General features: G+C 38.4%; 21 protein-coding genes. 3 read left to right on the forward strand and 18 right to left on the reverse strand.

Going from position 1 to position 25274, the window contains the following annotated elements:
• Positions 1-331: 331 nt before the first annotated feature.
• The 10 genes from AC4IF5_RS00310 to AC4IF5_RS00355 all read right to left on the reverse strand — a co-directional run bounded on the left by AC4IF5_RS00310 (position 332) and on the right by AC4IF5_RS00355 (position 13312).
• Positions 332-1396, reverse strand: coding sequence for an alpha/beta hydrolase (locus tag AC4IF5_RS00310; protein ID WP_490730650.1), 1065 nt, complete (start codon positions 1394-1396; stop codon positions 332-334).
• Complete coding sequence (locus AC4IF5_RS00315) at positions 1380-2648, reverse strand: PepSY-associated TM helix domain-containing protein (RefSeq protein ID WP_490730651.1); 1269 nt, start codon at positions 2646-2648, stop codon at positions 1380-1382. Before AC4IF5_RS00315 ends, AC4IF5_RS00310 begins: the two co-directional genes overlap by 17 nt.
• An 87-nt stretch (positions 2649-2735) precedes the next feature.
• Positions 2736-4910 carry a TonB-dependent siderophore receptor gene (locus AC4IF5_RS00320; protein WP_490730652.1) on the reverse strand — a complete coding sequence of 725 codons (2175 nt, stop codon included), beginning with the start codon at positions 4908-4910 and terminating at the stop codon, positions 2736-2738.
• A gap of 197 nt (positions 4911-5107) precedes the next feature.
• On the reverse strand, positions 5108-5605 hold the full coding sequence (locus AC4IF5_RS00325) for a hypothetical protein (protein ID WP_490730653.1): 498 nt from the start codon (positions 5603-5605) through the stop codon (positions 5108-5110).
• A 172-nt stretch (positions 5606-5777) separates the two neighbouring features.
• Complete coding sequence (locus tag AC4IF5_RS00330; RefSeq protein WP_490730654.1) at positions 5778-6497, reverse strand: hypothetical protein; 720 nt, start codon at positions 6495-6497, stop codon at positions 5778-5780.
• Between the two features lie 437 nt (positions 6498-6934).
• Entirely contained in the window at positions 6935-7465 is a 531-nt protein-coding gene (locus AC4IF5_RS00335) for a hypothetical protein (RefSeq protein ID WP_490730655.1), read from the reverse strand.
• A 148-nt stretch (positions 7466-7613) separates the two neighbouring features.
• Positions 7614-10796 (reverse strand): carbamoyl-phosphate synthase large subunit, encoded by a 3183-nt coding sequence (carB, locus tag AC4IF5_RS00340; RefSeq protein WP_490730656.1) that lies wholly within the window; start codon positions 10794-10796, stop codon positions 7614-7616.
• A gap of 55 nt (positions 10797-10851) precedes the next feature.
• A complete protein-coding gene (locus AC4IF5_RS00345; RefSeq protein WP_490730657.1) occupies positions 10852-11202 on the reverse strand; it encodes a four helix bundle protein in 351 nt (116 codons plus the stop codon).
• 52 nt (positions 11203-11254) lie between these two features.
• Positions 11255-12328, reverse strand: coding sequence for a carbamoyl phosphate synthase small subunit (locus AC4IF5_RS00350; RefSeq protein WP_490730658.1), 1074 nt, complete (start codon positions 12326-12328; stop codon positions 11255-11257).
• A gap of 93 nt (positions 12329-12421) precedes the next feature.
• The gene (locus AC4IF5_RS00355) at positions 12422-13312 is read right to left on the reverse strand and encodes an aspartate carbamoyltransferase catalytic subunit (RefSeq protein WP_490730659.1); all 891 of its coding nucleotides are present in this window, start codon (positions 13310-13312) and stop codon (positions 12422-12424) included.
• Positions 13313-13554: 242 nt separating this feature from the next.
• On the opposite strand from AC4IF5_RS00355, the gene AC4IF5_RS00360 reads away from it, so the two are divergent.
• Complete coding sequence (locus AC4IF5_RS00360) at positions 13555-14016, forward strand: Lrp/AsnC family transcriptional regulator (protein WP_490730660.1); 462 nt, start codon at positions 13555-13557, stop codon at positions 14014-14016.
• A gap of 225 nt (positions 14017-14241) precedes the next feature.
• Here AC4IF5_RS00360 and argH read toward each other — a convergent pair whose 3' ends face one another.
• From argH to AC4IF5_RS00400, 8 genes are all read right to left on the reverse strand, one after another.
• The gene (argH, locus tag AC4IF5_RS00365; RefSeq protein WP_490730661.1) at positions 14242-15546 is read right to left on the reverse strand and encodes an argininosuccinate lyase; all 1305 of its coding nucleotides are present in this window, start codon (positions 15544-15546) and stop codon (positions 14242-14244) included.
• A gap of 353 nt (positions 15547-15899) precedes the next feature.
• Positions 15900-16982: a M20 family metallo-hydrolase gene (locus AC4IF5_RS00370; RefSeq protein ID WP_490730662.1), complete on the reverse strand. Its 1083-nt coding sequence runs from the start codon at positions 16980-16982 to the stop codon at positions 15900-15902.
• Entirely contained in the window at positions 16957-17751 is a 795-nt protein-coding gene (gene argB, locus AC4IF5_RS00375; RefSeq protein ID WP_490730663.1) for an acetylglutamate kinase, read from the reverse strand. Before argB ends, AC4IF5_RS00370 begins: the two co-directional genes overlap by 26 nt.
• A gap of 87 nt (positions 17752-17838) precedes the next feature.
• The gene (locus AC4IF5_RS00380) at positions 17839-18798 is read right to left on the reverse strand and encodes an N-acetylornithine carbamoyltransferase (RefSeq protein WP_490730664.1); all 960 of its coding nucleotides are present in this window, start codon (positions 18796-18798) and stop codon (positions 17839-17841) included.
• A 164-nt stretch (positions 18799-18962) separates the two neighbouring features.
• Positions 18963-20102 (reverse strand): aspartate aminotransferase family protein, encoded by a 1140-nt coding sequence (locus AC4IF5_RS00385; RefSeq protein ID WP_490730665.1) that lies wholly within the window; start codon positions 20100-20102, stop codon positions 18963-18965.
• A 130-nt stretch (positions 20103-20232) separates the two neighbouring features.
• Positions 20233-21198 carry an N-acetyl-gamma-glutamyl-phosphate reductase gene (gene argC / locus AC4IF5_RS00390; RefSeq protein WP_490730666.1) on the reverse strand — a complete coding sequence of 322 codons (966 nt, stop codon included), beginning with the start codon at positions 21196-21198 and terminating at the stop codon, positions 20233-20235.
• Positions 21199-21252: 54 nt separating this feature from the next.
• Positions 21253-22449 carry an argininosuccinate synthase gene (gene argG, locus AC4IF5_RS00395; protein ID WP_490730667.1) on the reverse strand — a complete coding sequence of 399 codons (1197 nt, stop codon included), beginning with the start codon at positions 22447-22449 and terminating at the stop codon, positions 21253-21255.
• Positions 22421-23068: a GNAT family N-acetyltransferase gene (locus tag AC4IF5_RS00400; RefSeq protein ID WP_490730668.1), complete on the reverse strand. Its 648-nt coding sequence runs from the start codon at positions 23066-23068 to the stop codon at positions 22421-22423. The genes argG and AC4IF5_RS00400 overlap by 29 nt, the downstream gene beginning before the upstream one ends.
• A 160-nt stretch (positions 23069-23228) precedes the next feature.
• On the opposite strand from AC4IF5_RS00400, the gene AC4IF5_RS00405 reads away from it, so the two are divergent.
• Positions 23229-23645 (forward strand): IS1/IS1595 family N-terminal zinc-binding domain-containing protein, encoded by a 417-nt coding sequence (locus tag AC4IF5_RS00405; protein WP_490730669.1) that lies wholly within the window; start codon positions 23229-23231, stop codon positions 23643-23645.
• 188 nt (positions 23646-23833) lie between these two features.
• A complete protein-coding gene (locus AC4IF5_RS00410; protein ID WP_490730670.1) occupies positions 23834-25213 on the forward strand; it encodes a porin in 1380 nt (459 codons plus the stop codon).
• The last annotated feature ends 61 nt before the right edge of the window (positions 25214-25274 follow it).

Here is a 25274-nt window from a genome sequence, read left to right on the forward strand (position 1 = left end):
AGGCGAAATGGGTTAATCTGCGTAATCAGCAAAATCTGCGAGAATATATAATTCAATAGCAATAGTCTTTAGCCCGTTTTTATTTTATAAACTATCCATTGGGTTTAGCCAAAATTTATTATAAGGTAACAAGAAATTCAGTACTTAAAAACCTATAGTTTTCATTGCTGACTTTAACTTAACATCTAAACCTAACAGGTTTTAAAAACCTGTTAGGTTTGCTACCTTAAACACCCTTAAGAACATTAAACAAGTTCTCTATCTAAAAATAACAAAACCATAAACAATCTGAAGTTTATGGTTTTAATTATATAGAGAGTAATGATTGATGCTATGAAAACGGTTTTGCCTTGGGATACAACCTGTTTTTCATATTGATGAAATAGGTCTCGGATTCTTTAAAGTCATTTCCTTTCATAAATTTAAGAACAACATTCAGATAGGTTTCCGAAGGGATGAAGTCTGTACCCATTTTATCAGAAAATTGTTTATAATCCTCTTCAAGCAGCTTTGGATTTTTGGCAAGCTGTTTTATATCTGTCCGGAAGCCTTTAAATATAAACTTCAGTGCTTCATAATTTCCGGGATATGAAACTGTTCCATGTACTTCCCCTTCAAAAAAACGATGCTTATAATTCAATGAACCGTTTTTCTCAACGACGGCTTTAAATTCATCGATCGCCTGTGTCATATCAGAATTCCAGTTTTTCTGCTGTTCTTCATTATCTGCCTGGGAAACATACAGAGATTTCTTTGCCGGAAAAGATTTATTTTTCGCTAAATAGTCTTTTGTTTTGGAAATCAGAACCTTGTTGTCCCACCATAAGCTTGGATCATTGGCAACATAAGCGTTGAAATATTCCGGATGAGTAAGAAAAGTATGGATTGAAAACAGTCCTCCGAAGGAATGCCCTACCAAAACAGAGTAATCCTGAGCTCTGTAATTCTTTCCAACAAAAGGTTTCAGCTCTTCCTGTATAAATTTTACAAAATTTTCACTTCCGCCACTGTCCGCAAAAAGAGTGAGACCCGGGTTTACCGGACTTTTCTTTTGAGATTTTGTGGGAGTAAGATCCCTCGTTCTTTCTGTATTTTTAATTCCTACCACAATACATTCCGGAATATCCGCATATGGAGCTTTCGACAGGAAATCCGTCATTCCCGCATAATATTCAAAATTGATCTCCCCGTCTAAAAGATAAATAACCGGATATTTCGCAGGATTGATGCTGCTATCGTGATATGTTTTGGGAAGATGTACCCAGATTTCCCTGTTTTCATTTAAAACCTTTGAAAACAAAGTCTGCTTTTCTCCTATCGTTACCTTTTCCTGGGCATTATTTGGTATAAAAACCAAAAGCAGGGAAAAACATAAAAATTTAAACCAATTGTTCATGATGCTCTTCTTTTCTGTGCTGATGAATATTTTTAATTTCTTTTGTCTTTTTAGGTGACTTGTTTCTTCTGCCCCACCATATCAGGAACCCTGTAACCGGGAGGCTTGTACAGATGATCCCGATAACGAAAGTAAAGATCTTACCGAACATTCCACCCCAATAGCCCACATGCAGATCAAAATTCATATGCTCGATGACTTCATGCATCTGAACTTCCTTCGGATATTCGATCTCATTTCCTGTATACTTATTGGTTTCCATGCGTTTTCCGTTGACAAGGCTTTTCAGTCCGATAAATTGAGCCGCCACCATATGATATACTGTTGCAGAGTCATTTCTCGGAATGCTCATCCTGAGCTGCTTGGCATCAGGGAATTCTTTGAACTTCCTATCTGCAAAATCAGCATATGACAACGCCTTTTTATCAGGATCAAACTTTGGTTCATATTTTTCAGCGATCTTATGGGCATCCGGGGTTCCTCCGAAAGCCTCCTGGGTAAGATCCGTCAAAATTTCATAAGCCATAATAAGCCCGGTAACCGTTATAAATACAGCCGGTAATAAGGAATAAAACCCGAACACATTATGGAAATCATAATTTTTTCTGCGCCATTTGGTTCCTGATTTTATTTTAAATGCTGCGGTTCTTGTGGTTTTGTTCCACTTTTTCGGCCACCAAAGGATCAGACCACCTATCAGCTGAACAAAAAATATAATGGAAGCGACACCTACCACTGTTTTCCCGAATTTTCCTGCCAGCAATTGGGCATGAATGTGGGCAACCACATAGAAAAATTCATAGCTTTTGGTGGAGCCCATTACTTTTCCGCTGTAAGGATCCAGATAATGATAGGCAAATACTCCCCTGGGGCCTCTTCCTTTAGGCTTTCCGGCTTTTTCAGCACTTTTATCTTTAGGGGGTTGGGTGGCAGAAGCTACCCGGAAGCTCCGGTCCGCTTCTTTATAAGTATCGAAGTAAAATGCTTTTCTGTCCGGCACCTGCTGATGGAAATGTACCAGCAGTTCTTCGGGTGTCATCTTCTTTGCATGGGCTGGTGCCTGAACGTATTTTGCATTTCCCCCACACAGATCGATAATTTCGTCGCAGAAGACAAATACGGTCCCGGAAAGCGTCACAGTCAGGACAATAATCCCGGAAACAAGTCCGAGCCAGAGATGCAGCCATCCTGTGATTCTTTTGGTCAGGGATTTTCCCTGCTTTTTCTTTTGATTAGCTTTTTTATTATCCATATCTCATAGTGTAAGGCTGTCTCTAAGGTCATCGTTGTTGGAGAACACAAACCTTAGAGACAGCCTGTTTTTGTCTTTTAAAAAGTTTTAGAATTTAAATGCGAAATTGGCCAGAATTTCTCTTGGCTTCTGTGGCTGTCCGTAGAAATTCCAGTAAGTTGCATTCAATGCGTTATTCATCTTCAGGCCGATTCTGTATTTTTTCTTGTCATAGAATACAGTAGCTCCAACGGTTGTATAGGAAGGTGCCAGGAAATGATTGGTGATATTGATATAGGTTTTATCGACAAAGTTGAATCCTGCTCCGAAGCCAATCCCTTCATAGGCTCCGTCCATGATTTTATAGCTGGTCCAGAAATTAGCCACATGCTTGGGAGACCATGCGCTTCTTTTTCCGGCATCTTTGCTTCTATCATCAAATTTATTGTCATTATAGCCATAACCTGCAACGATATTCCAGCCTTTCACCGGGTTGGCTACTACATCCACTTCCAATCCCTGATTTTTAATATTCCCATCCTGAATATAAAGCCCGGTAATACCTGACGGGTCAGGCATCAGACGGTTTTTAATCTTCATATTGTAATAGCTTACGGTCGTCAGGAGCTTTTTACCAAACAAGTCTAATTTAAATCCTGCTTCAAACTGATTTCCCTGCTCCGGCTTGTATTCGATATAGGTATTTCTGCTTGAATCTCTTGGGTCCACCGTTGGGGCTACGTTCTTAAAGCCGTTGACATAATTGGCAAAGAATGAAACTTCATTTTTGATGATCTCGTACACCAATCCGAATTTCGGGGCAAATTGAGTCTGTGTATACTTTCCTTTCCCTTCCACACCATTGGTAATGATATTATCATTTTTATAATTATCCATTCTTAAGCTCGCCATTACCAACAGATTGTCCGTAATATTGAGGACATCGGAAGCATATACACTGAATGTTCTGAACTGTGTAATCTCATAGTTTGTCGGCTTTACATTACTATCCGGATTATTGGGAATTCTTTCCAGGTTTTCTACAAGGCTCCTGGATATCGGCTGCCAGGGAGAAGATTCATTTAGCTTAATTATATCATAGGGAGCAAAAACGGACCCCTTAGTATCATCTTTTGAGGTCTTAAACATCCCATACTGGTTTTTTGTAGTTTGCTGATAATAATCCAAGCCCACAACCAACCTGTTTCTAAGATTTCCTATTTTAAAGTCACCGATAAGGTTCTGTTGTATGTTATCCGTTGTTATCTTAAAATTATCAAAAGGGCGGATACTTCTGCTTATAGAGTTATTATTTAAATAGTTAAGCACTAAAAATATGGATTCATTTTCATTTGCCATTCCTCTTTGGTAGGATGTTCTGGAAATCCATTGGTCATTAAATCTGTGCGTGACTTCAGCCATGGTCACAAAATTGGTTCTTTTTGAACCGATATCGTTACTTGTAAATGACCTGTCATGAGCTCCTGCAAGATCTTTCATGGAATGAAGCGTTAATTTTTCCGACTGTCTTACATAAGCATTCAACGTCTTTTCCGGAGCATGGAACTCAGTGTCCAATGTTACTGTCGTTTTATCATTGACTTTATATAAAATACTTCCTGAGAAAAATAATCCTTTATTATAACCTGCATCCTGAAAGGAATCCTGGGAATACGCTGCTATGTTAAATCTGGCCAGAGCGGTTTTTTCTTTATTCATCGGCGCATTAATATCAGCTGTAATTCTGTTCATTCCCCAGCTTCCGGTGGTATAATTGATGATCCCCCCAAAGGTTTCCTGTGGTTTTTTGGTCACCACATTAACGACTCCTCCATAGTTGGCCAACGTTCCTCCAAATAAAGTTCCGGATGGCCCTTTGATAACTTCTACTCTTTCAATATTGGCGATTTCAGACTGTACCCTTGGATTCTGCAGCAATCCGTTTCTGAAATTGGCAGAAGAGCTGAATCCTCTCAGGAAAATATCATTCCCACTATCATTGACACTGTTATTCACCACCACTCCCGGAGCTGAAGCCATTGCCGTATTAAAATCTATGGCATTCATTTCACTGATGATCTCTTTGGGAACAAGATTATAAACTGTTGGGTTTTCAAGGTTTTCCAATGGAAGCCTCGCTACGGATTCTGATTTCTTCGTTCTGTAATTATGGGTCCCCTGAAGGGATACTGACTGGATTTCTGAAACTTTAAGAGTGTCTTTTTCTTGTGCACTGAGCATGGTAACGACCAATACAGATGCAGAAATAATAGTTTTTTTCATTTTTATAAGTAAGCTTAGTAATGCGAAATTACTTTATTTTTATTGATTCTAAATAAATATATGATAGAAATCATAAAATTTATTCGATGAAATAGCCCATAAATAAAGGGTTTCCGATAATCGGAAACCCTTTATACTAAACTGAACACTTTGTATTCTGTTTACTTATTTTTTACAATGGTACTTTCATTACTTCTCTACACTATGGCAGCCATCATCATAGACATATAATAATTGGCACAGTGTAGTGCATTGATCAATAGTATTTCCTTATGAGAAAAGGTCTCAAATTTTTCAGAAGTAATGATCTGATATTCATAATTCATGGAACTCCACTTCAAATGAGGCTTCATCACGAAAAGTTCAGCTCCCTGCTGGTCTGCAAGGACAAATGATTCTTTAAATATTCCCCGATGCTTAAAAAGAAAACCCTCCTTTACGCCATCAAAGTAGGTCTGTATTACAATTTCCCCATTCCAGTTCATGCGGAATTTAAGCAATACTCTTTCATGGTCTTTCAACTCAATGGTCGTTCCCCAAAATCCCTTAGGTTCAATCTGATAAAAACGGTTTAAAGTCTCTACTTCAGCATTAAATTGAAACCAATTCTTATAGATAAGTTTTCCTATAAACTGATCGTCCTTAGTGACTTCAAAAGACAAAGAATTGTTTGATTTTGCGTAATATTCTGCCATGGTCGTTTTTAGTTTGGTGAAGTTTTATCTATTTTTTTGATACGCTCAACAGCTTTTATTTGTAACGCTCTAATTTATAAATAAATCCGCAAAAAACATTTATTTTCTAATTCACTGAAACAAAAACCTACAGCACTAAATCTTAAACTATATTTTTAGTCAGTTTCTTCATTTACTTTATTCTTTTCCAGTCTCTGTCATAAAGTTTTTTCAGTTTATCCTTCAACTCAGATTGGAAAACTTCTTTTGGCGTTTCTGATTGGTTCAATACAATCTCAAAAGTTAAGATTTCATCTTTATCATCAAATGCGTTATTGTTATTGCTGTCTTTTGTCGCGGTCATAACGACTTTGTTTGATGCCTGAATATATTTCCAGGTATTCAGATTATAATTCGAAGGTGAGATTTGTCTCAGATTTTTTCCCAATTTGTCAGAAACAAACAGATAAACCGGGTCTTTTTCATTGAGCAGCTTATCCTTATTATAATCCAGGCTTCTTACATTATAAAAAATGTGATCTGTTTTTTTGGAAAGATTAATGCCTTCTTCAGAATTGTATTTGTAATTATAGTCCAGTATCAGAATTTTCTGTTCTGTAAGTAAATGATATTCATTTGTTTTTGAATTCAGGAAAATGATATTCCAATATCCATTATTAGGCATCTCTTTGTAGGAATAACTTCCATCTTTTCCAGGATTTTGCCCCATTTTCAAGGGAAACATCAGGACACCCGTACTGTCTATTTCAGTAAAGGAGTCTGTCTGAATGTTTAAATTTTCAATGGGAGCTGAATTTCCCGGAGTATCTGATGAGCTTTCAAAGCTTTCAGGATTTTTTTTACAGGAAAATAAACATAAGAGTAATGCTGGAAATAATGCAGTTTTTTTCATGGAATATTTTTGTTAATGATTACACAAATATGCACAAAAAAGAGAAAAGTGTACAAACCATTTTTCTCTTTTTAATCAGAGCTAAATTTTAATTGGTAGCAGTCTTAAGACTAGCTTTTGCTCATAATTCGCAATTCTCTATTGAACAGATAGATAATAATTTTAAATAATCTTTCAAAAAATCTTATTTCGAAGCTTATAGAGGGAAAAATACAGACAGCTATAATACTTTAGTTGGTATTATTTGCTTCCAAACCAATAATCCCATTTTTCGTTATCAATACCAAGTCTGCAAACTGCACAAATCTGTTCATTGGGTTCCGGACTCGCTATTGTTTTAAGTAAAATTTTTATTGCCTTTTGTCTATCTTCTAGCACTGATTATTAAAATATTTCTTATAAAACCATTGGTAATACCATGGTTAATTACATTGATTTCAATCATAATGTCCAACCTTCTTTTGAACAGATTTAATATAATTATTTTCAAATATAATTAAATAATGGTCTCCCGTTGTCATAGAATACTCTGCAAAAGGGTTTCCTAAAATTTCTGCCCTGAGGGAGTCATTTTTGATTTCTGAAAAATAAATATAACGTAAGGGACCATGAAATCTTTTTAATTCATCAAACGTTAATATTTTATATTTCCTGTCTATTCTCCAATTCGCCTTTGTATATTTTTTGGAAACTTTTTTTATTGTAGGATTTGAAAAGGAATTTTCATTTTTGAAATACTCACTTCTATAAACTGAATAGTTCTTAATTCTATAAATTTTAGGAATGATTTTCACTCCGGAAGCATCAGAATGATATTCTTCCCAATATGGTTTTCCCTGATTTAATTTATGAGTAATAGCATGATAGGCTATTTCATATTTTCTAAGCTCTGCATCATTCTGAGGATCATTTTTTGCAGTACAGGAACAAATAAAAATCAATATAAAAAATAAAATATTAAATCTCATATACAGCTATATTATACAAACCTAACAGGTTTTAAAAACCTGTTAGGTTTACTACCTGAAATATCACTAAATATAAATAAAATAATTTCCATAAAGTAAAAACGCACCTTATTTTTAAGGTGCGTTTTCAAAAATATTTTAGTCGAAATTACATCGTCTCCATTTTGAAGCTCATGCTTTCGATCACTTTTAAAATAGCTTCAACCGTATCCATCGACGTCAGACAAGGAACACCGTTTTCCACACTCATCCTTCTGATCTGGAATCCGTCTCTTTCAGCTTGTTTTCCTTTTGTAGTCGTATTGACAACATACTGAACTTTCCCTTTCTGGATCAGGTCGATAAGGTTTACACTTTCTTCTCCGATCTTGTAGCCGATCTTGCAAGGGATTCCTTTTTCTTCGAAGAATTTTGCAGTTCCTTCAGTGGCCCAGATTCTGAAACCTACTTCATGGAATCTTGCCGCCAGATCAGCAGCTTCCTGCTTGTGCTTATCCGCTACTGTGAATAAGATAGAACCATGCATAGGAACTTTTCTTCCTGCGGCCACCAATCCTTTGTAAAGGGCTTTTTCAAGAGTTGTATCTTTACCCATAACCTCTCCTGTAGACTTCATTTCCGGTCCCAGGGAGATATCTACCTTAGTCAGCTTGGAGAAAGAGAATACCGGAACTTTTACAAAGACTCCTTCTTTGTTTGGAACCAGTCCGTTCTCATAGCCTAAATCTTTCAGTTTTTGTCCTAAGATCGCCTTTGTTGCAAGGTTAGCCATCGGAACCTCCGTGATTTTGGATAAGAAAGGAACTGTTCTTGAAGAACGTGGGTTTACCTCGATCACATAGACATTTCCTTCGAAAAGAACGTACTGGATATTCATCAATCCGATAACGTTCAGTCCTTTAGCCAATCTCTTTGTATAGTCTACCAAAGTTTCAATTTCGCTTTGGGAAATATTCTGTGGCGGATAGACTGCGATAGAGTCTCCGGAGTGAACTCCGGCTCTTTCAATGTGCTCCATAATTCCGGGAATCACCACTGTTTCACCGTCGCAGATGGCATCCACTTCGATTTCTTTTCCTACCATATACTTGTCAACCAAAACAGGGTGCTCAGGGCTTGCATCTACCGCATGCTCCATATAATGTGCTAATTCTGCTTCAGCATATACGATTTCCATGGCTCTGCCTCCCAAAACGTAGCTTGGACGAACCAATACCGGATAACCGATCTCATTGGCAATTTTTATCGCTTCTTCTTTTGAAGTGGATGTTCTTCCTTTCGGCTGAGGAATACCAAGTTCCTGAAGGGCTTTTTCAAATTTATCTCTGTTTTCCGCTCTGTCAAGGTCTTCCAATGAAGTTCCTAAAATCTGTACTCCGTGAGAAGCCAGTTTGTCTGCAAGGTTGATTGCGGTCTGCCCACCGAACTGTACGACTACTCCTTTAGGTTTTTCAAGCTCTATGATGTTCATTACATCTTCTTCTGTAAGGGGCTCGAAGTATAGTTTATCAGAGATTGAAAAATCTGTAGAAACCGTTTCAGGGTTGTTGTTGATAATGATCGCTTCGTACCCCATTTCCTTGATCGCCCAAACTGAGTGAACCGTTGCATAGTCAAACTCAACTCCCTGTCCGATTCTGATAGGTCCTGACCCCAGTACGATGATCTTTTCCTTATCTGAAACGACACTTTCATTCTCTTCTTCATACGTTCCGTAGAAGTATGGCGTTTCACTTTCAAATTCAGCAGCACAGGTGTCTACCATTTTGTACACCGGCATCACCCCGTTTTCTTTTCTGAAGTTGAAAACTTCACGCTCCGTTACATCCCAGAGAACAGCAATATTGATATCTGCGAAGCCTAGTTTTTTAGCTTCAATCAAAGTTTCTTTATCAAATTTATTCTCAGCGATTATTTTTTCGAAATCAACCAGTTTTTTAAGCTTCCAGATGAAGAATTTATCGATCTTACTCCATTCTACGATCTGTTCCCAGTCGTACCCCCTTCTTAAAGCATCCCCGATGATGAATAATCTCTCATCGTCACACACTCTGATTCTTCTTTCGATTTCCTCAGCGGTAAGTGCCTGAGCCTGTTTTGTTTTTAATCCTAAGTGCTTGATTCCTGTTTCCAACGAACGGATCGCTTTCTGTAAAGATTCTTCAAGGTTTCTTCCGATCGCCATAACTTCTCCTGTAGCTTTCATCTGGGTAGAAAGTCTTCTGTCCGCTGTTTCGAATTTATCGAACGGGAATCTTGGGAATTTTGTCACCACATAATCCAGCGCAGGCTCGAAACATGCGTATGTTTTTCCTGTTACCGGATTCATGATTTTATCCAATGTCAGCCCTACAGCGATTTTTGCAGCAATTTTTGCAATCGGATAGCCTGTTGCCTTACTTGCCAATGCTGATGAACGGGAAACTCTGGGGTTTACCTCGATGATATAGTAGTTGAATGAATGTGGATCCAATGCCAGCTGTACGTTACATCCTCCTTCGATTCCCAATGCTCTGATGATCTTTAAAGAAGCGTTTCTCAGCAACTGATATTCTCTGTCTGAAAGCGTCTGAGAAGGTGCCACTACAATTGAATCTCCGGTGTGAACTCCTACCGGATCTATATTTTCCATGTTACAAACCACAATAGCATTGTCGTTTGCATCACGCATTACCTCATATTCTATTTCTTTGAAGCCGGCAATCGATTTTTCAATAAGACATTGTGTAACCGGACTGTGCTTTAATCCTAATTCAGCGATTTCTTTCAATTCAGCCTCTGTGGCAGCGATACCACCTCCTGTTCCTCCCATGGTAAAGGCAGGACGAACAATCACAGGGTATCCGATCTCATCGGCAAAAGCCAATGCTCCTTCTACCGTGTTGACAATATCAGATTCAGGAACCGGTTCATTCAATTCTCTCATCAGCTCACGGAAAAGGTCCCTGTCTTCTGCTCTGTTGATTGCAGAAAGCTTGGTTCCCAATACTTCTACTTTGCATTCTTCAAGAATTCCTGATTTTTCCAGTTCTACCGCCATGTTCAGACCGGTCTGGCCTCCAAGCGTCGGTAATAACGCATCCGGACGTTCTTTTCTGATAATGTGGCTTACAAACTGTAATGAAATCGGCTCGATATATACTTTATCTGCGATTTCCACATCCGTCATGATCGTCGCAGGGTTCGAGTTGATCAAAATTACCTTATAGCCTTCTTCCTTTAAAGACAGACAAGCCTGCGTTCCTGCATAATCAAATTCAGCTGCCTGACCAATGATGATAGGTCCTGAACCGATTACTAAAATTGTTTTTATATCTGTACGTTTTGCCATTTTTCTTTTTTATTAGAGTCAAGAATCAAGAGCCAAGAGCCAAGATTTCCAGACTTTATTTTAAATTATTTTTAAATGAGTAAATCATTCTTTGAATTTCAGATACTTCGCTAAGCAAAGTATTTACTTTTTCTTCTGATAAAAGACTCAGCTCTTTCACCAAAATCAATTGAGTTTGCAATTCAAATGCAGAGCCTAAAGCAATAGCAAGAAAATGATTAAATTCTTTACTGCTATTTCTCCCGGAACCTTCAGCAATATTAGACGGAATAGAAACGACACATCTTTTAATCTGAGAAATTAAACCATACTTTTCATCATCGCTGATCTCTTGACAAATAATGTAAATATTTTTTGCCAATACTATGGATTTTTGCCAGAAAAATAGTTTTTCAAAGTTGTGCATTTGTATACTTTTTCGTTTTAAGTCTTGACTCTTGGTTCCTGGCTCTTGATTCTTACCTATTAAAGTCCTCCATCATTTGAATAAACTCATCAAACAGGTAGTTTGCATCTTCCGGGCCTGGGCTTGCTTCCGGGTGGTACTGAACGGAGAAGCAAGGGTGGATTTTGTGTCTTAAACCTTCGTTTGTCCTGTCGTTCAGTGCGATATGGGTTTCGATAAGGTCTGTTCCTTTCAAACTTTCCTGATCTACTGCATAGCCGTGGTTTTGAGAAGTAATGGCTACTTTGTTTTTCTCCAGGTCCAATACCGGGTGGTTTCCTCCTCGGTGACCGAACTTTAGTTTGAACGTTTTTGCTCCACAGGCAAGACCAATTAGCTGATGTCCTAAGCAGATACCGAAGATCGGAACTTTTCCTAATAATCCCCGGATCATATCCAAAGCATGCGGTACATCTTCCGGATCGCCAGGACCGTTGGATAACATGATTCCATCAGGATTCATCAACAGGATATCTTCAGCTGTGGTATCCTGGGAAACTACGATGATGTCACAGTTTCTTTGAGACAGTTCTCTGATAATTCCCAGTTTTGCTCCGAAATCTACCAACACTACTTTGAAACCTCTGTTTGGATTCGCATACGGTGTTTTTGTAGAAACCGATTCTACCTGATTGATCGGGAAGCTTGTTGATTTTAGTTCTGCAACTATGGCTGCGTCATCAGCATCAGCATTCACGATCTTTCCTTTCACTACTCCATGGTTACGAAGGATTCTTGTCAGCTTTCTGGTGTCGATCCCTGAAATCCCTGAAAGGTTTTTCTTTTTAAATAATTCATCTAAAGTAATCTGAGTACGGAAATTGGAAGGAAGATCGCAAAGCTCTTTTACGATAAGCCCTTTGATTGCCGGCTCGATACTTTCATAATCATCACGGTTAATACCATAATTCCCGATAAGCGGATAGGTCATACAAACTATCTGACCACAATAGGATGGGTCTGAGATCAATTCCTGATACCCTGTCATTCCGGTATTGAAAACTACTTCTCCCGCAGTCTCCAACTCTGCCCCGAAACCTTCTCCATGAAACACTTCACCGGACTCCAGTATTAATTTTTTCTTCATTTTTAAAATTAGATTTTCTATTATTCTTTTTTGTACAATGTATTCACGTATTAATGTATTCATGAATACTTTTTACATTTTACTTTTTACAATTTATTTAAAGGTAAACCCTTTCTCTTCCAATGCATCCTTTAAAATGGCCATTCTGGCGAAGACTCCGTTTTGCATCTGTTTGAAGACTCTTGATCTTTCACATTCCACCAGATCTGAATCTATTTCCACTCCTCTGTTGATAGGTGCCGGGTGCATGATGATCGCTTCTTTTTTCATAGCCCGCTCTCTTTCTTTGGTCAGTCCGTATCTTTTATGATATTCTGAGGCAGAGAAGCTCATAGCGGCGTCATGTCTTTCGTGCTGTATTCTTAATAACATCAGAACATCCACTTCAGCGATCAGCTCATCAACCGAAAGGTAGGTTCCGTTGATCAGAGCTCCTTCATCAAACCATTGTTCAGGTCCTGAAAAATATACCTTAGCGCCCAGCCTTCTCAACGCTTCCGCATTTGAATTGGCAACACGGCTGTGTTTTACATCTCCTACAATTCCTACTTTCAGCCCTTCAAACTTTCCAAATTCCTGATAGATCGTCATCAGATCCAGCATACATTGTGAAGGATGGTTTCCCGTTCCGTCGCCTCCGTTGATCACAGGAATATGTATGTTTTTTAATTCTTCAAAGTATCTGTCCTTTTTATCCCGGATCACAACCAGGTTTACTCCTAAGCTTTCAATGGTCTTCACCGTGTCATAAAGACTCTCTCCTTTATTTACAGAACTGTGTGACGCATCAAAAGGAACTACCTGAAGTCCTAATTTTCTTTCTGCAATATCAAAACTTGTTTTTGTTCTCGTACTGTCTTCGAAGAAAAGGTTTGAGCAAAAAACTTCTCCTTCAATCTTAGCAGTTTTACCGTTTGCAAAAGCCAATGCTTCTGCCAGTAGACTGTTGATTCTCTCATTGCTTAGTTCTGTAATCGTAAACATAATTCTTATTTTTAGGCATAAAAAAAAGCGAAGACAACTATCTTCGCTTAATAACAATAAATATCGTAAAGGGCGCTTTCGCCCGGTAAATCTAATGATATAAATGCTTTTTTATTCATTAGGTGCAAAGATACAAAAATTTTACGAACCTACAAAAACAAAGTTTTAAATAAATTTAAAACCCCAGTACTTCTTTATTCTCACTTAAAATTAATATTTTTGTTAAAACTCAAATTTATCCTATGGATCTAAAAGACAAAATGATTCTCAGCATTATACAGGAAGACTCCACTTTATCCGTTAAGGAAATTTCAGAAAGGATCGGTCTTACCTTTACTCCTACGTATGAAAGAATCAAACAGCTGGAGAAACAGGGGATCATTCAGAAATATGTTGGCCTTTTAAACCGTGAAAAACTGGGTTTGAATATTGTAGTCTACTGTAATGTGCGCCTTAAGGAACAATCCAAGAAAGTATTGGAAACCTTTGAGAAGAACATCGGGAAGTATGATGAAGTACAGGAAATCATCAGTCTTTCCGGAGAGTATGACTATATGCTGAAGATCATTGCCAAAGATATCAATTCTTATAATGAATTTGCGGTCAATGTCATTTCAAACATTCCCAATATCGGGCAGTACCACAGTTCTATTGTACTTCATGAAGTGAAAAAATCCACTAAATTCAAGATTGATCTTGAATAATCCTTTTAGCTTTATGCCATTGCAGATATTCTGAATTTATCTTAAAACCTTTATATTCCTGAATAGTCCAAACCTTCCGTCAAATTTCCGAATAAAACAAAACCATTAAGGAAGCTTAAGCACTCAAGATTAAAGATCCGCAAACGAAACATAAGGCAGTACTAAAATAATTTTAGATTTTATATCTGCTTAAACTTTTGTATCCTTAATGGTTTATATTTTATTCTAACCCAATAATTTGTTTTTCAGCTTATTGAACTGATATTCTATTTTATCCAGGCAAAGATTGCCTATGCTTCCCTGGTGGGTATGGTCCAGATTTCCAGGTTCAAAATCAAATTCATTGTTCTCAATCTCCTGTCCTACTTTTACATAAGCATCACGGAATGAACTTCCGCTTTTCACTTCTTCATTGATCTTTTCCACACTGAACAGGTATTTATACTTTTCATCTTCCAGGATTCCATCTTTCACCTGAATGTTGGGCAGGGTATAGCTTAGAATCTCCAGACATTCTTTCAGCGAATCGATCGCAGGGAAAAGAATTTCCTTAGTCAGCTGAACATCCCGGTGGTATCCTGAAGGCAGATTATTCGTCAGCAAAATGAGCTCATTCGGAAGAGACTGGATTCTGTTGCATCGTGCACGTACCAGCTCAAAGATATCCGGATTCTTTTTATGCGGCATGATGCTGCTTCCCGTAGTAAATTCCTTTGGAAAGCTGATAAAATTAAAGTTCTGATTCAGGTACAGACATACATCATAAGCAAATTTCCCCAGCGTTCCCGCTAAAGCAGCCATTGCCATCGCCAGTAATTTTTCAGATTTGCCACGGGTCATCTGAGCGTATACCGAATTATAATTCATTGACTGGAACCCTAAGTTGTAAGTCGTACTTTCACGATTGATCGGAAAAGAAGAACCATATCCCGCTGCCGAACCTAATGGATTTTTATTAATGATATTCTTTACCGAAAACAGCATTTCAACATCATCCAAAAGGGCTTCTGCATAAGCTCCGAACCATAATCCGAAAGAGGAAGGCATAGCGATCTGCAAATGGGTATAGCCCGGAAGCAGAATATTTTTATGCTGATCTGCCAATTGAATCAGGATCTGGAAAAACTCATCGGTAAGCACCGTAATCTCACGGATCTCATCCAGCAGATACAGTTTAATATCCAGCAAAACCTGATCGTTTCTGGATCTTGCCGTATGAATTTTCTTTCCTGTATCGCCCAGTTCTGCAATTAATATCGCTTCTACCTGAGAATGGATATCCTCAGCTTCTTTATCAATTTCAAAAGTCCCATTCTCAATAGTATTTAAAATATCGTTTAGAACAGACAGCATCTGCTCTGATTCTTCCCGGGAGATAATTCCGGTTTCTGCAAGCATCTTGCAGTGTGCCATCGAACCCTTGACGTCGTATTTTGCCAGACGCTCATCAAAATCGAGATCCTTCCCGACCGTAAAATTATTGACTAATATATTGGTGGCAAGGTCATCCTTCTGCCATATCTTTTTCATATGTAATTATCTATTTTTTCTAAGGTCATATGCAATCACCACTTCCATCTGTTTGTGTACCAGAAAAATTCGTTGATGGTAATTTCATACAATCTGATTTAAATATTGATTGGTTTTGACATGCTCAGCAAAGCATTTCTTATTATTAACTATAAAAAAACATTTCCTTTAAAAGTCTTCATTTCTAATCTTCTTTTTTGCATAAATCCTTATTAAAAACTAAACTTTACTGCCTGCTGAGCAGAGCCAAAACCTATTTTGCAGAGGTTAGAGATCAGATGTTAGAAGTTATTCTTGATCTTTCGGTAATTTTTCCGTTTCTAACTTCTAATTTCTCCCTTCTAACTTCTCTTTTATAACACTTTTTCCAAAATCCGGATATAGATCTCAATCCCCTCCTCTATTTCATTAATATAGATGAATTCATCCGCAGTGTGAGAGCGCCTGCTGTCTCCAGGGCCTATTTTCACTGATGTACATGGAATAATGGCCTGATCTGAGGAAGTTGGTGAGCCGTACGTTGTCCTTCCTATTTCCAAACCGGCCTGAACAAACGGATGATCCATTTCGATTTTTGAAGAGTTCAGCCTGAAAGATCTTGCCCTAAGTGTAGATTCCATCTGAGATTGTATGATTTCAAAAGCTTCTTTATTGGAATATTCATCCGTTACCCTTACGTCCAGCGTGAAATTACAGGACTCAGGGACTACATTATGCTGAACTCCGGCATGAATTCCCGATAAAGTCACCTTAACTTCTCCCAGGTATTCCGAAACTTTTGGAAATTTAAAGTTCAAAATATTCTGCAGGTCCCGCATACATTTTACAATTGAGTTATCATCATTAGGATGAGCAGCATGAGAAGGAGTCCCTTTCATTTCCCCGTCTATCACAAGCAGCCCTTTTTCTGCAATCGCCAGATTCATCTGCGTGGGTTCTCCTACAATGGCGAGCTCTATATTGGGAAGCTGTGGAAACAGAGCCTCAATTCCGTCAAAACCTGAAATCTCCTCCTCTGCCGTCAAAGCAATAACTAAATTATACTGTAAATCTTCTTTATCATAAAAATGTAAAAACACCTGCGCCATAGAAACCAGTGAAGCTCCCGCATCATTACTTCCCAATCCATACAGCTTACCGTCTTTCTCAATCGGTACAAACGGATCCAGCGTATAGGCTTTATTAGGCTTTACCGTATCATGATGGGTATTCAACAGAACAGACGGCTTAAACACATCAAAGTTTTTATTGACCGCCCAGATGTTGTTTTTAAAACGCTTGGTCGGGATCTGATGCCTCCTGAAGAAATTCTCGATTTCCACCGATGTATTGAATTCATCTTTACTGAATGAAGGAATTTCAATCAGACTTTTAAGCAATCCAACCGCATTATTCAGCAATTCTTCTTTATTATAAACAGATTTCAGTTCCTGCATGATGATTCTCTATATGGTTTTTCAGTTCGGTTTCTTTGATCAGAAACACTTTATTTACATTATTTTTTATCGCACCGAGCGCATTTTCCAATTTGGGCAATATCCCTTTATGCAGTTTTCCTTCTTGTTTCAATACGGTAAATTCTTCTTCGGAAACGCTTTTGATCACTGATTCAGGATTATTTACATCTTCTAAAACACCTTCTTTATCAAAACAGTACAGCAGCTCAACTTCATACTTCTCTGATAAGGCCTGTGCCATCACTGACGCAATAGTATCCGCATTGGTATTGAAAAGATTTCCCTTCCTGTCATGTGTGATGGCAGAAAATACAGGAACAAGATCAAGCTTCATCAGCTTTGAAACCAGCTTTCTGTTCACACTTTTCTTATTGATATCCCCAACAAATCCGAAATCTATTTCAGGATGCTCTCTTTTTTTAGCCTTAATTAAATTCCCATCTGCTCCGGAAAATCCGATGGCATTACATTTTTTCTGCTGCAGCTTTTCAACAATATTCTTATTGATCCCGCCGGCATAAACCATTGTTACAATATCCAATGTATCTTTATCCGTAATCCTCCTTCCATTGACCATCTTCTGCTCTATACCGAGTTTATCAGCCAATGTAGTAGCCAGCTTACCCCCGCCGTGAACAAGAATTTTCTTTTCTTTTATTTCTGAAAACTGTTCCAGGAACTGATCCAGTAACCGTTCATCATCAATGAGCGCTCCGCCTATTTTTATGATGTATAATTTGTTTTTCATTAAAAGATTAAAGGATTTAGAGATTAAAAATCATATATTGCCTGTTCTTGTAAAATTTTATCGGATAGAAACCTGTTAGGTTTATTGCTATTTAAGATCCAATTCATTTAAAATTTCTGAAAAAACCGCTTGCGCTGAAAAAATACGGTTCTTTGCCTGTTGGTAGATGATGGAATTTTCTCCGTCCATTACCTCATCGCTTAGCTCTACATTACGACGAACAGGTAAGCAGTGCATTACTTTTGCCTGATTGGTGTTCGCTAATTTCTCATTCGTCAGCATCCAGTCTCCTTTCACTTCGGGCATCGCTGCATAATCATCAAAAGAAGCCCAGTTTTTCACATAGATAAAATCAGCATCTTTCAAAGCTTCGTCTTGGTCATGGATTACTTTCACATCCTTTGTGAAATTCTGATCCAGATCATATCCTTCAGGATTGGTGATCACAAAGTCTACATCCATTTCCTGCATCCATTCTGCAAAAGAGTTTCCAACAGCATGAGCAATGGGTTTGATGTGCGGAGCCCAGGTCAATACTACTTTTGGCTTATGGTCTTTCTTCCAGTTTTCTGTAATAGTAATACAGTCTGCCAGGCTTTGCAGCGGATGACGTGTCGCAGATTCCAGGGAAACAACGGGGACTTTTGCATGTTGCTCAAATTGGCTCAGAATACTTTCATTAACATCGTCCTCTTTGCTTTTCATTCCGGCAAAGCAACGTACTGCAATCACATCACAATATTGATTCAGCACTTCAATAGCATCTTTGATATGCTCTACAGTATCTCCGTTCATCACCGCTCCATCAGCAAATTCAAGGTTCCAGGCTTCCTGCGCGGCATTTAAAGTCAAAACATTTAAGCCTAAGTTTTGTGCGGCAATCTGGCTGCTCAAACGGGTTCTTAAGCTTGAATTTAAAAATACAAGGCCAATGGTCTTTCCTTTCCCTTTTTCAGGTTCTGAAAGTGGGTTTTCTTTGATCTGTAGCGCTTTTTTTATGATATCCTGTAAGTTTTCTACATCACTTACAGAGGTGAATTTTTTCATTTTGAATTAATTTTAAAGATTTTGTTTACCCATTAAGGTTGTTTTTTAACGCAGCGAACACTAAGTTTTCTTTTAATCATTTTTTCGTTCGCAAAGGCGTCTCACTCAGCAATGAAATAGTATTTTTACCATTACGCAGCTTTGCGATTTTACCTTTTCGCCTTTTAAATATTCCCCAATACCTCTTTCAGAGCATTGATAAAAATATCCGTTTCCTCTTTCCTTATATTAAGTGCCGGAAGAATCCTTAATACACTTTTATCATTTGAGTTTCCTGTAAAGATATGATGGTCATACAACAGGCTTTTCCTCACCTCCGAACAGTCTCTGTCGAGTTCTATTCCGATCATCAACCCTTTCCTTCGGATTGACTGAATAGGCGGTAAATCTTTAATTTCATTTTCTATATAGTCTCCCATTTCCCGGGCATTTGCGATAAGATTTTCATCTTTCATCACATCCAAAACTGCGATTGCCGCTGCACAGGCTAAATGATTCCCGCCAAATGTGGTTCCCAACAGACCGTTGCTTGCTTCAAATTTAGGATGGATCAATACGCCTCCCACCGGAAAACCGTTCCCCATTCCTTTTGCCGTTGTGATGATATCCGCTTCAACTCCAAATTCCTGATGGGCAAAGAAATACCCGCTTCTTCCATATCCGGACTGCACTTCATCCAAAATCAGCACAGTATTATATTTCTCACACAACTCTTTAATCTTGGATAAAAATTCCGGTGTTGGAATCATAATTCCTCCTACTCCCTGAATTCCTTCGATGATTACTGATGAGATTTCATTTCCATAGCTCTCAAAGGTCTCTTCAAGCTGCTTTACATCATTCCACGCTGATTTGATAAATCTTTCCGAAAAGTTTACAGGAGCAACAATCTTTGGGTTATCGGTTACTGAAACCGCCGCGGATGTCCTTCCATGGAATGAACCTGAGAAATAAAGCACCTTATTTTTCCCGTTATGAAAAGATGCCAGCTTCAAAGCGTTTTCATTGGCTTCGGCTCCGGAATTACACAGGAAAAGGTTGTAATCTTCATATCCTGAAAGTTGTCCTAGTTTCTCAGCCAGCTCAGTCTGCAATTCATTCTGAACAGAATTGGAATAAAAAGATATTTTTTCCAGCTGATCTTTTAATTTATTTTGATAATACGGATGATTGTGCCCGATGGAGATCACCGCATGACCACCGTAAAAGTCAAGGTACTGTTCTCCTTTGTCATCCCAAAGAAAAGATCCCTGAGCTTTAACCGGATTTATATTGAATAATGGATATACGTTGAATAAATTCATTGTTAGTTGCTAATTGTTAGTTGATGGCTGGAAGCTTACAGGTTCAAATAGTTATTCTTCATACTACCTGCAACCTATCATCTGCGACCTTCTACCTCATAAATACATTTTACTTTTTACATTAATACATTTAAAACGCTACCGGCTTCAAATCCAGTCCTGCATTTTCTTCCCATCCCATTGCGATATTCATATTTTGTACCGCCTGCCCTGAGGCTCCTTTCAACAAATTGTCAATCGCTGAGTGAATGACCGCTACATTTCCACTTTTTTCAATCTGAATCACACAGCGATTGGTATTGACAACCTGCTTTAAATCAATTGCTTTTTCACTTACCCTCACAAAAGGCGCCTCCGCATAAAAATCCTGATACAACTGATAGATGTCAGAAAGTCCCAAATCTGTTTTCACCGTAGAACTTGTAAAAATCCCTCTTGTAAAATCTCCTCTCCATGGTACAAAATTCAGGCTGACCTCTTTATGATTAAATCTAACTATATGTTTTAAAATTTCGTCTACATGCTGATGGGTCAGTGTTTTATAGGCCGACACATTATCATTCCTCCAGGTAAAATGCGTCGTTGCCTGTAATGACTGCCCGGCTCCCGTAGATCCGGTAATTCCTGTTGTAAAAACCTCATCCAGCATTCCTTTTTCAGCCAAAGGCAAAAGGCCCAACTGAATAGCTGTTGCAAAACACCCGGGATTGGCAATGCTCTTCGATCCCAACAATTGTTTTTTATTGATTTCAGGCAATCCGTAGATAAAATTTCTGTTTCCAAAATTCTCTTCCAGGCGGAAATCATTTCCAAGATCGATCACCAGGGTTTCCTTGTTAACAGGATTTTGGGTCAACCAATTCCGGCTTTCCTTATGCGGAAGACATAGAAAAAGAATATCCGCCGCTCCAGGCTGATCTGTTAAAACCTGATCACAAACCGCCGTTAAATCCGGGTACAAATCTGATATTCTTGTCCCCGAATTCGAACGGCTATATAAAAAACTCAATGTCACATGGGGATGAAATGCCAGCAAGCGTATCAACTCACTTCCTGTATAACCGTTTGCTCCTACAATTCCTACTGTTTTCTTCATATTTAAATCGATAGAATCGAATCCTACCTTTAGTTAAATCGTTCCTTCGGAACTTTAGTTGATATTTTGGTTGATCTGGTGATATATGTTTAAAGAATTGCTTACAATTTTCGTGTATCCTTTCACATCTTCCCCGGTCCAGGCTCTGTTGGCCTCACCATAGCTTCCGAATTTATCGGACATCAGATCATGATCGGATTCAATTCCGTTTAAAATAAATCTGTAAGGATGAAGGGTAACAAAGACCTTTCCGCTCACTGTTTTCTGAGAATCCGTCAAGAAAGACTCAATATTCCTCATCACAGGATCCAGAAAAAGTGCTTCATGAAGCCAGTTCCCGTACCAATCTGACAGTTGGGACTTCATCATCTGCTGATATTTTGAAAGGGTATGCTTTTCCAGTAAATGATGCGCTTTAATGATCACAGAGGCTGCCGCCGCTTCAAATCCTACTCTTCCTTTAATTCCCACAATGGTATCCCCTACGTGAATATCACGTCCAATTCCATAAGCAGAAGCCAATTTTTCTATTTTCTGAATCGCATAAACAGGATGATCGAAACTTTCACCATTAACTGCTACAATTTCACCGTTCTTAAATTTTACTTCCAGTTCAGAAGGCTGAGTTTCCTGTATTTGTGACGGAAAGGCTTCTTCAGGTAAATAGTTTCTGGATGTCAGGGTTTCCTTACCTCCTACAGAAGTTCCCCAAAGCCCTTTATTCACAGAATACTGCGCTTTATGAAACTCCATTTCATAGCCATGATTTTTCAAAAATTCTATTTCTTCTTCACGGGACAAAGCCATATCACGGATCGGAGTAATAATCTCAACCTCAGGACACATCACCTGAAAAATCAGATCAAAACGCACCTGATCATTTCCAGCCCCTGTACTTCCGTGGGCAATTGCATCTGCATTCACCTCAATCGCATATTTTGCAATTTCCTGAGCCTGGATGGTACGTTCAGCACTTACGGAAAGCGGATATGTATTATTTTTCAATACATTCCCAAAGATCAAATACTTCACGCAAGAATTATAATAGTCTTCCTGAGCGTCTACGCACCTGTACTCTTTCACTCCAAGGTTTAAAGCTTTTCTTTCCAACTCTTTTTCTTCTTCTTTTGAAAAACCTCCGGTATTTACAGTGACCGCATACACATCATATCCTAGTGTTTCACTAAGATATTTAGCACAGTAGGAAGTATCCAAACCTCCGCTAAACGCTAAGATGACTTTCTTTTTCATTGTTATATTTAATTTCTGGCTGCTTATTCGCAACACCGTTTACTTTATTATTTTCATTATTTTCAGGCTGGTCATTCACAGCCTTAGTTTCTTTTATATTTTCCGGAACAAACAACATCGCCGTACACAGGCAGTTCTTACGTTCTTTTTTCATCAGGATCTCATAGTTGACACAGTTCTTACATCCGTTCCAGAATTCTTCGTCCTGAGTCAGTTCTGAATAGATCACCGGCTTATACCCCAGATCGCTGTTGATTTTCATCACGGCAAGACCTGTTGTCAGTCCAAATACTTTCGCATCCGGATATTTTTCTCTAGATAACTGGAAAACCTTATGCTTAATCTGAGTAGCAACACCTCCGTTCCTGAATTTCGGGGAAACGATCAGTCCCGAATTGGCCACAAACTTCCCATGCGACCAGGTCTCTATATAGCAGAAACCCACCCACTCTCCGTTTTCAGTGGCCACCACAGCATTGCCCTCTGAAATCTTCTTACTCAAATATTCGATGGAACGTTTTGCGATCCCCGTTCCTCTACGCTGTGCAGAATCATACATTTCCTGCTGTATTTCACTCACATACATCAGATGCTCGCATGAGGAAATTTCTATTTCCATTTATTTATCTAAATTTTTTGGCAAATTTAAAATATAATTTCTTTAAAAACCAAATTAAAAAGATATTTTTTTTGTTTTAAAAATTTATACAGGTAAAATTATCTTTATGCAAAAATATATATTTGCTAATTTATTATATATTTGCTAAAAAACTATAGTTATGGAAAATACATGCCCTAAATGCAAGGGTAATAAAGTAGTAAAAAGCGGTATTATCAACGAGAAACAGCGTTTCCACTGCAAAAGCTGCAACTATTATTTCACTGTCAAAAAGCTGGGTAAACAAATTGATGATTACTATGTAACAAAATCGCTTCAGCTTTATCTTGAAGGGCTAAGCTATCGTGAAATAGAACGGATCATCGGAGTTTCTCACGTCACGATCAGCTCCTGGATCAAAAAATACAACATTACAAGACCTCCTCATTCAGAATTCCATCCGGTCTATAAAATCCTGAAACAAAATGAGCTGATCGAATACATTGCCCAGGAGGAAAACATTAAGAATTCAGGAATCATCATCACCCAGTTCGCTGATAAGTATATGCTGATCAAGTGGGAAAGGTTTAAGAAGTAGATGAGAGAGTCAGAGTCAAGAATCAAGAACCAAGAGACAGGACTTTCGGTGACGGTCAATAACTCATAAACCGGCATCTTTTAATTAGGTAACTATATTATTACCACTAATATATATTAAATTTTCGTAAATAAATTATTAATTCCAATTTGGCATTCATAAAAAACAACGCCAAAAATTGATAATTTATGAAGAAATTACTCACATTCATTGGAGCAGCCCTAATCAGCAGTTCTCTATATTCACAAGGTTCTCCTGATTACGGCAGCGGCTTAAAAGTAAACCTCAATCCTGAGGGAGACAAATTCGTCAGATTTATCTTATGGGACCAGCTCTGGCTGAGAAATACCTCCATGAATCCCGGTACGATGGTCGGCGGAGAACCCACAGACAATTCCTGGAATATGGGAAACAGGAGATTACGTGCTTTAGCGTATGCTCAGGTTTCTAAAAGATATATGATTCTCCTCCATTTTGGGATCAACAACCAGACATTCATCAATGGCGGTGCTACAGGCACTTCAGGAACAGGAGGGTATGGAAATGGAAAGAAAACACAGCTGTTTTTCCATGATGCCTGGAATGAATATTCCGTTCTTTTACCTGGAGAAGCGGGAAAATTCAGTTTATCTTTAGGGGCAGGGCTTCATTATTATATGGGGCTTTCCCGTATGACCATGGCTTCTACTTTAAATTTCCTTACTCTGGACTCCCCGGTTTTCTCATGGCCTTTGATCGACAACTCTGACCAGTTCGCAAGGCAACTAGGGATGTTTGCCAAAGGAAAATATGGAAAATTAGAATATCGTTTCAGCTTAAATAAACCTTTTGCAACCGATCTGACTCCGGTAGATGTTACTGATCCATCCAAAGCGGTTGCCGTTGACAATAACGGAAACCCGAGTTTTTCAAAAGCTGGATATCTTGAATATCAGTTCCTTGATGAAGAATCCAACACGCTTCCTTTCAAAGTGGGGTCTTACCTGGGAACCAAAAAAGTATTTAACGTAGGAGCCGGCTTTTATCATCAGGCAGACGGAACGAGAACTTCCGTGAATTCAACTGTTGAAAAGCACGACATTACTCTTTTGGCAGTGGATGCATTCGCAGACATTCCATTGGGAGAAGCTAAAAACAAAATGGCGGTTTCTGCCTATGCCGGATATTACAATTATAATTTCGGCCCCAACTACGTAAGAAACCTTGGAACCATGAATATTGGTGCTAACGATCCTAATTTTATCGGTAATAAAGCGATCGCAGGCCCGGGAAATCTGCAGCCAACCATCGGAACAGGTAATATTATCTACGCGCAGGCCGGTTTATTACTACCTAGCCAGGCAGAAAAGCCCAAAATCAGAATACAGCCTTTTGCAGCTTATACCCACAAAAGCTTTGAAGCATTTGAGAAGTCTTCCTCACAATTTGATGTAGGCGCCAACTGGTTCATAGACGGACATCATGCTAAAATCACCACACAGTATTCAACCAGACCTGTTTATACAAATCCTACAGAAAGTCCATCTTCAAAAGGGGAATTCATCGTACAGTTCCAGATCTACTTATAAATTTCTGTTTAATAGATAAAAAAACAATAAGCCATTAAGCATAATGAAGGCATTAAGATAA

The sequence above is a fragment of the Chryseobacterium sp. UF-290 genome (assembly GCF_058245615.1).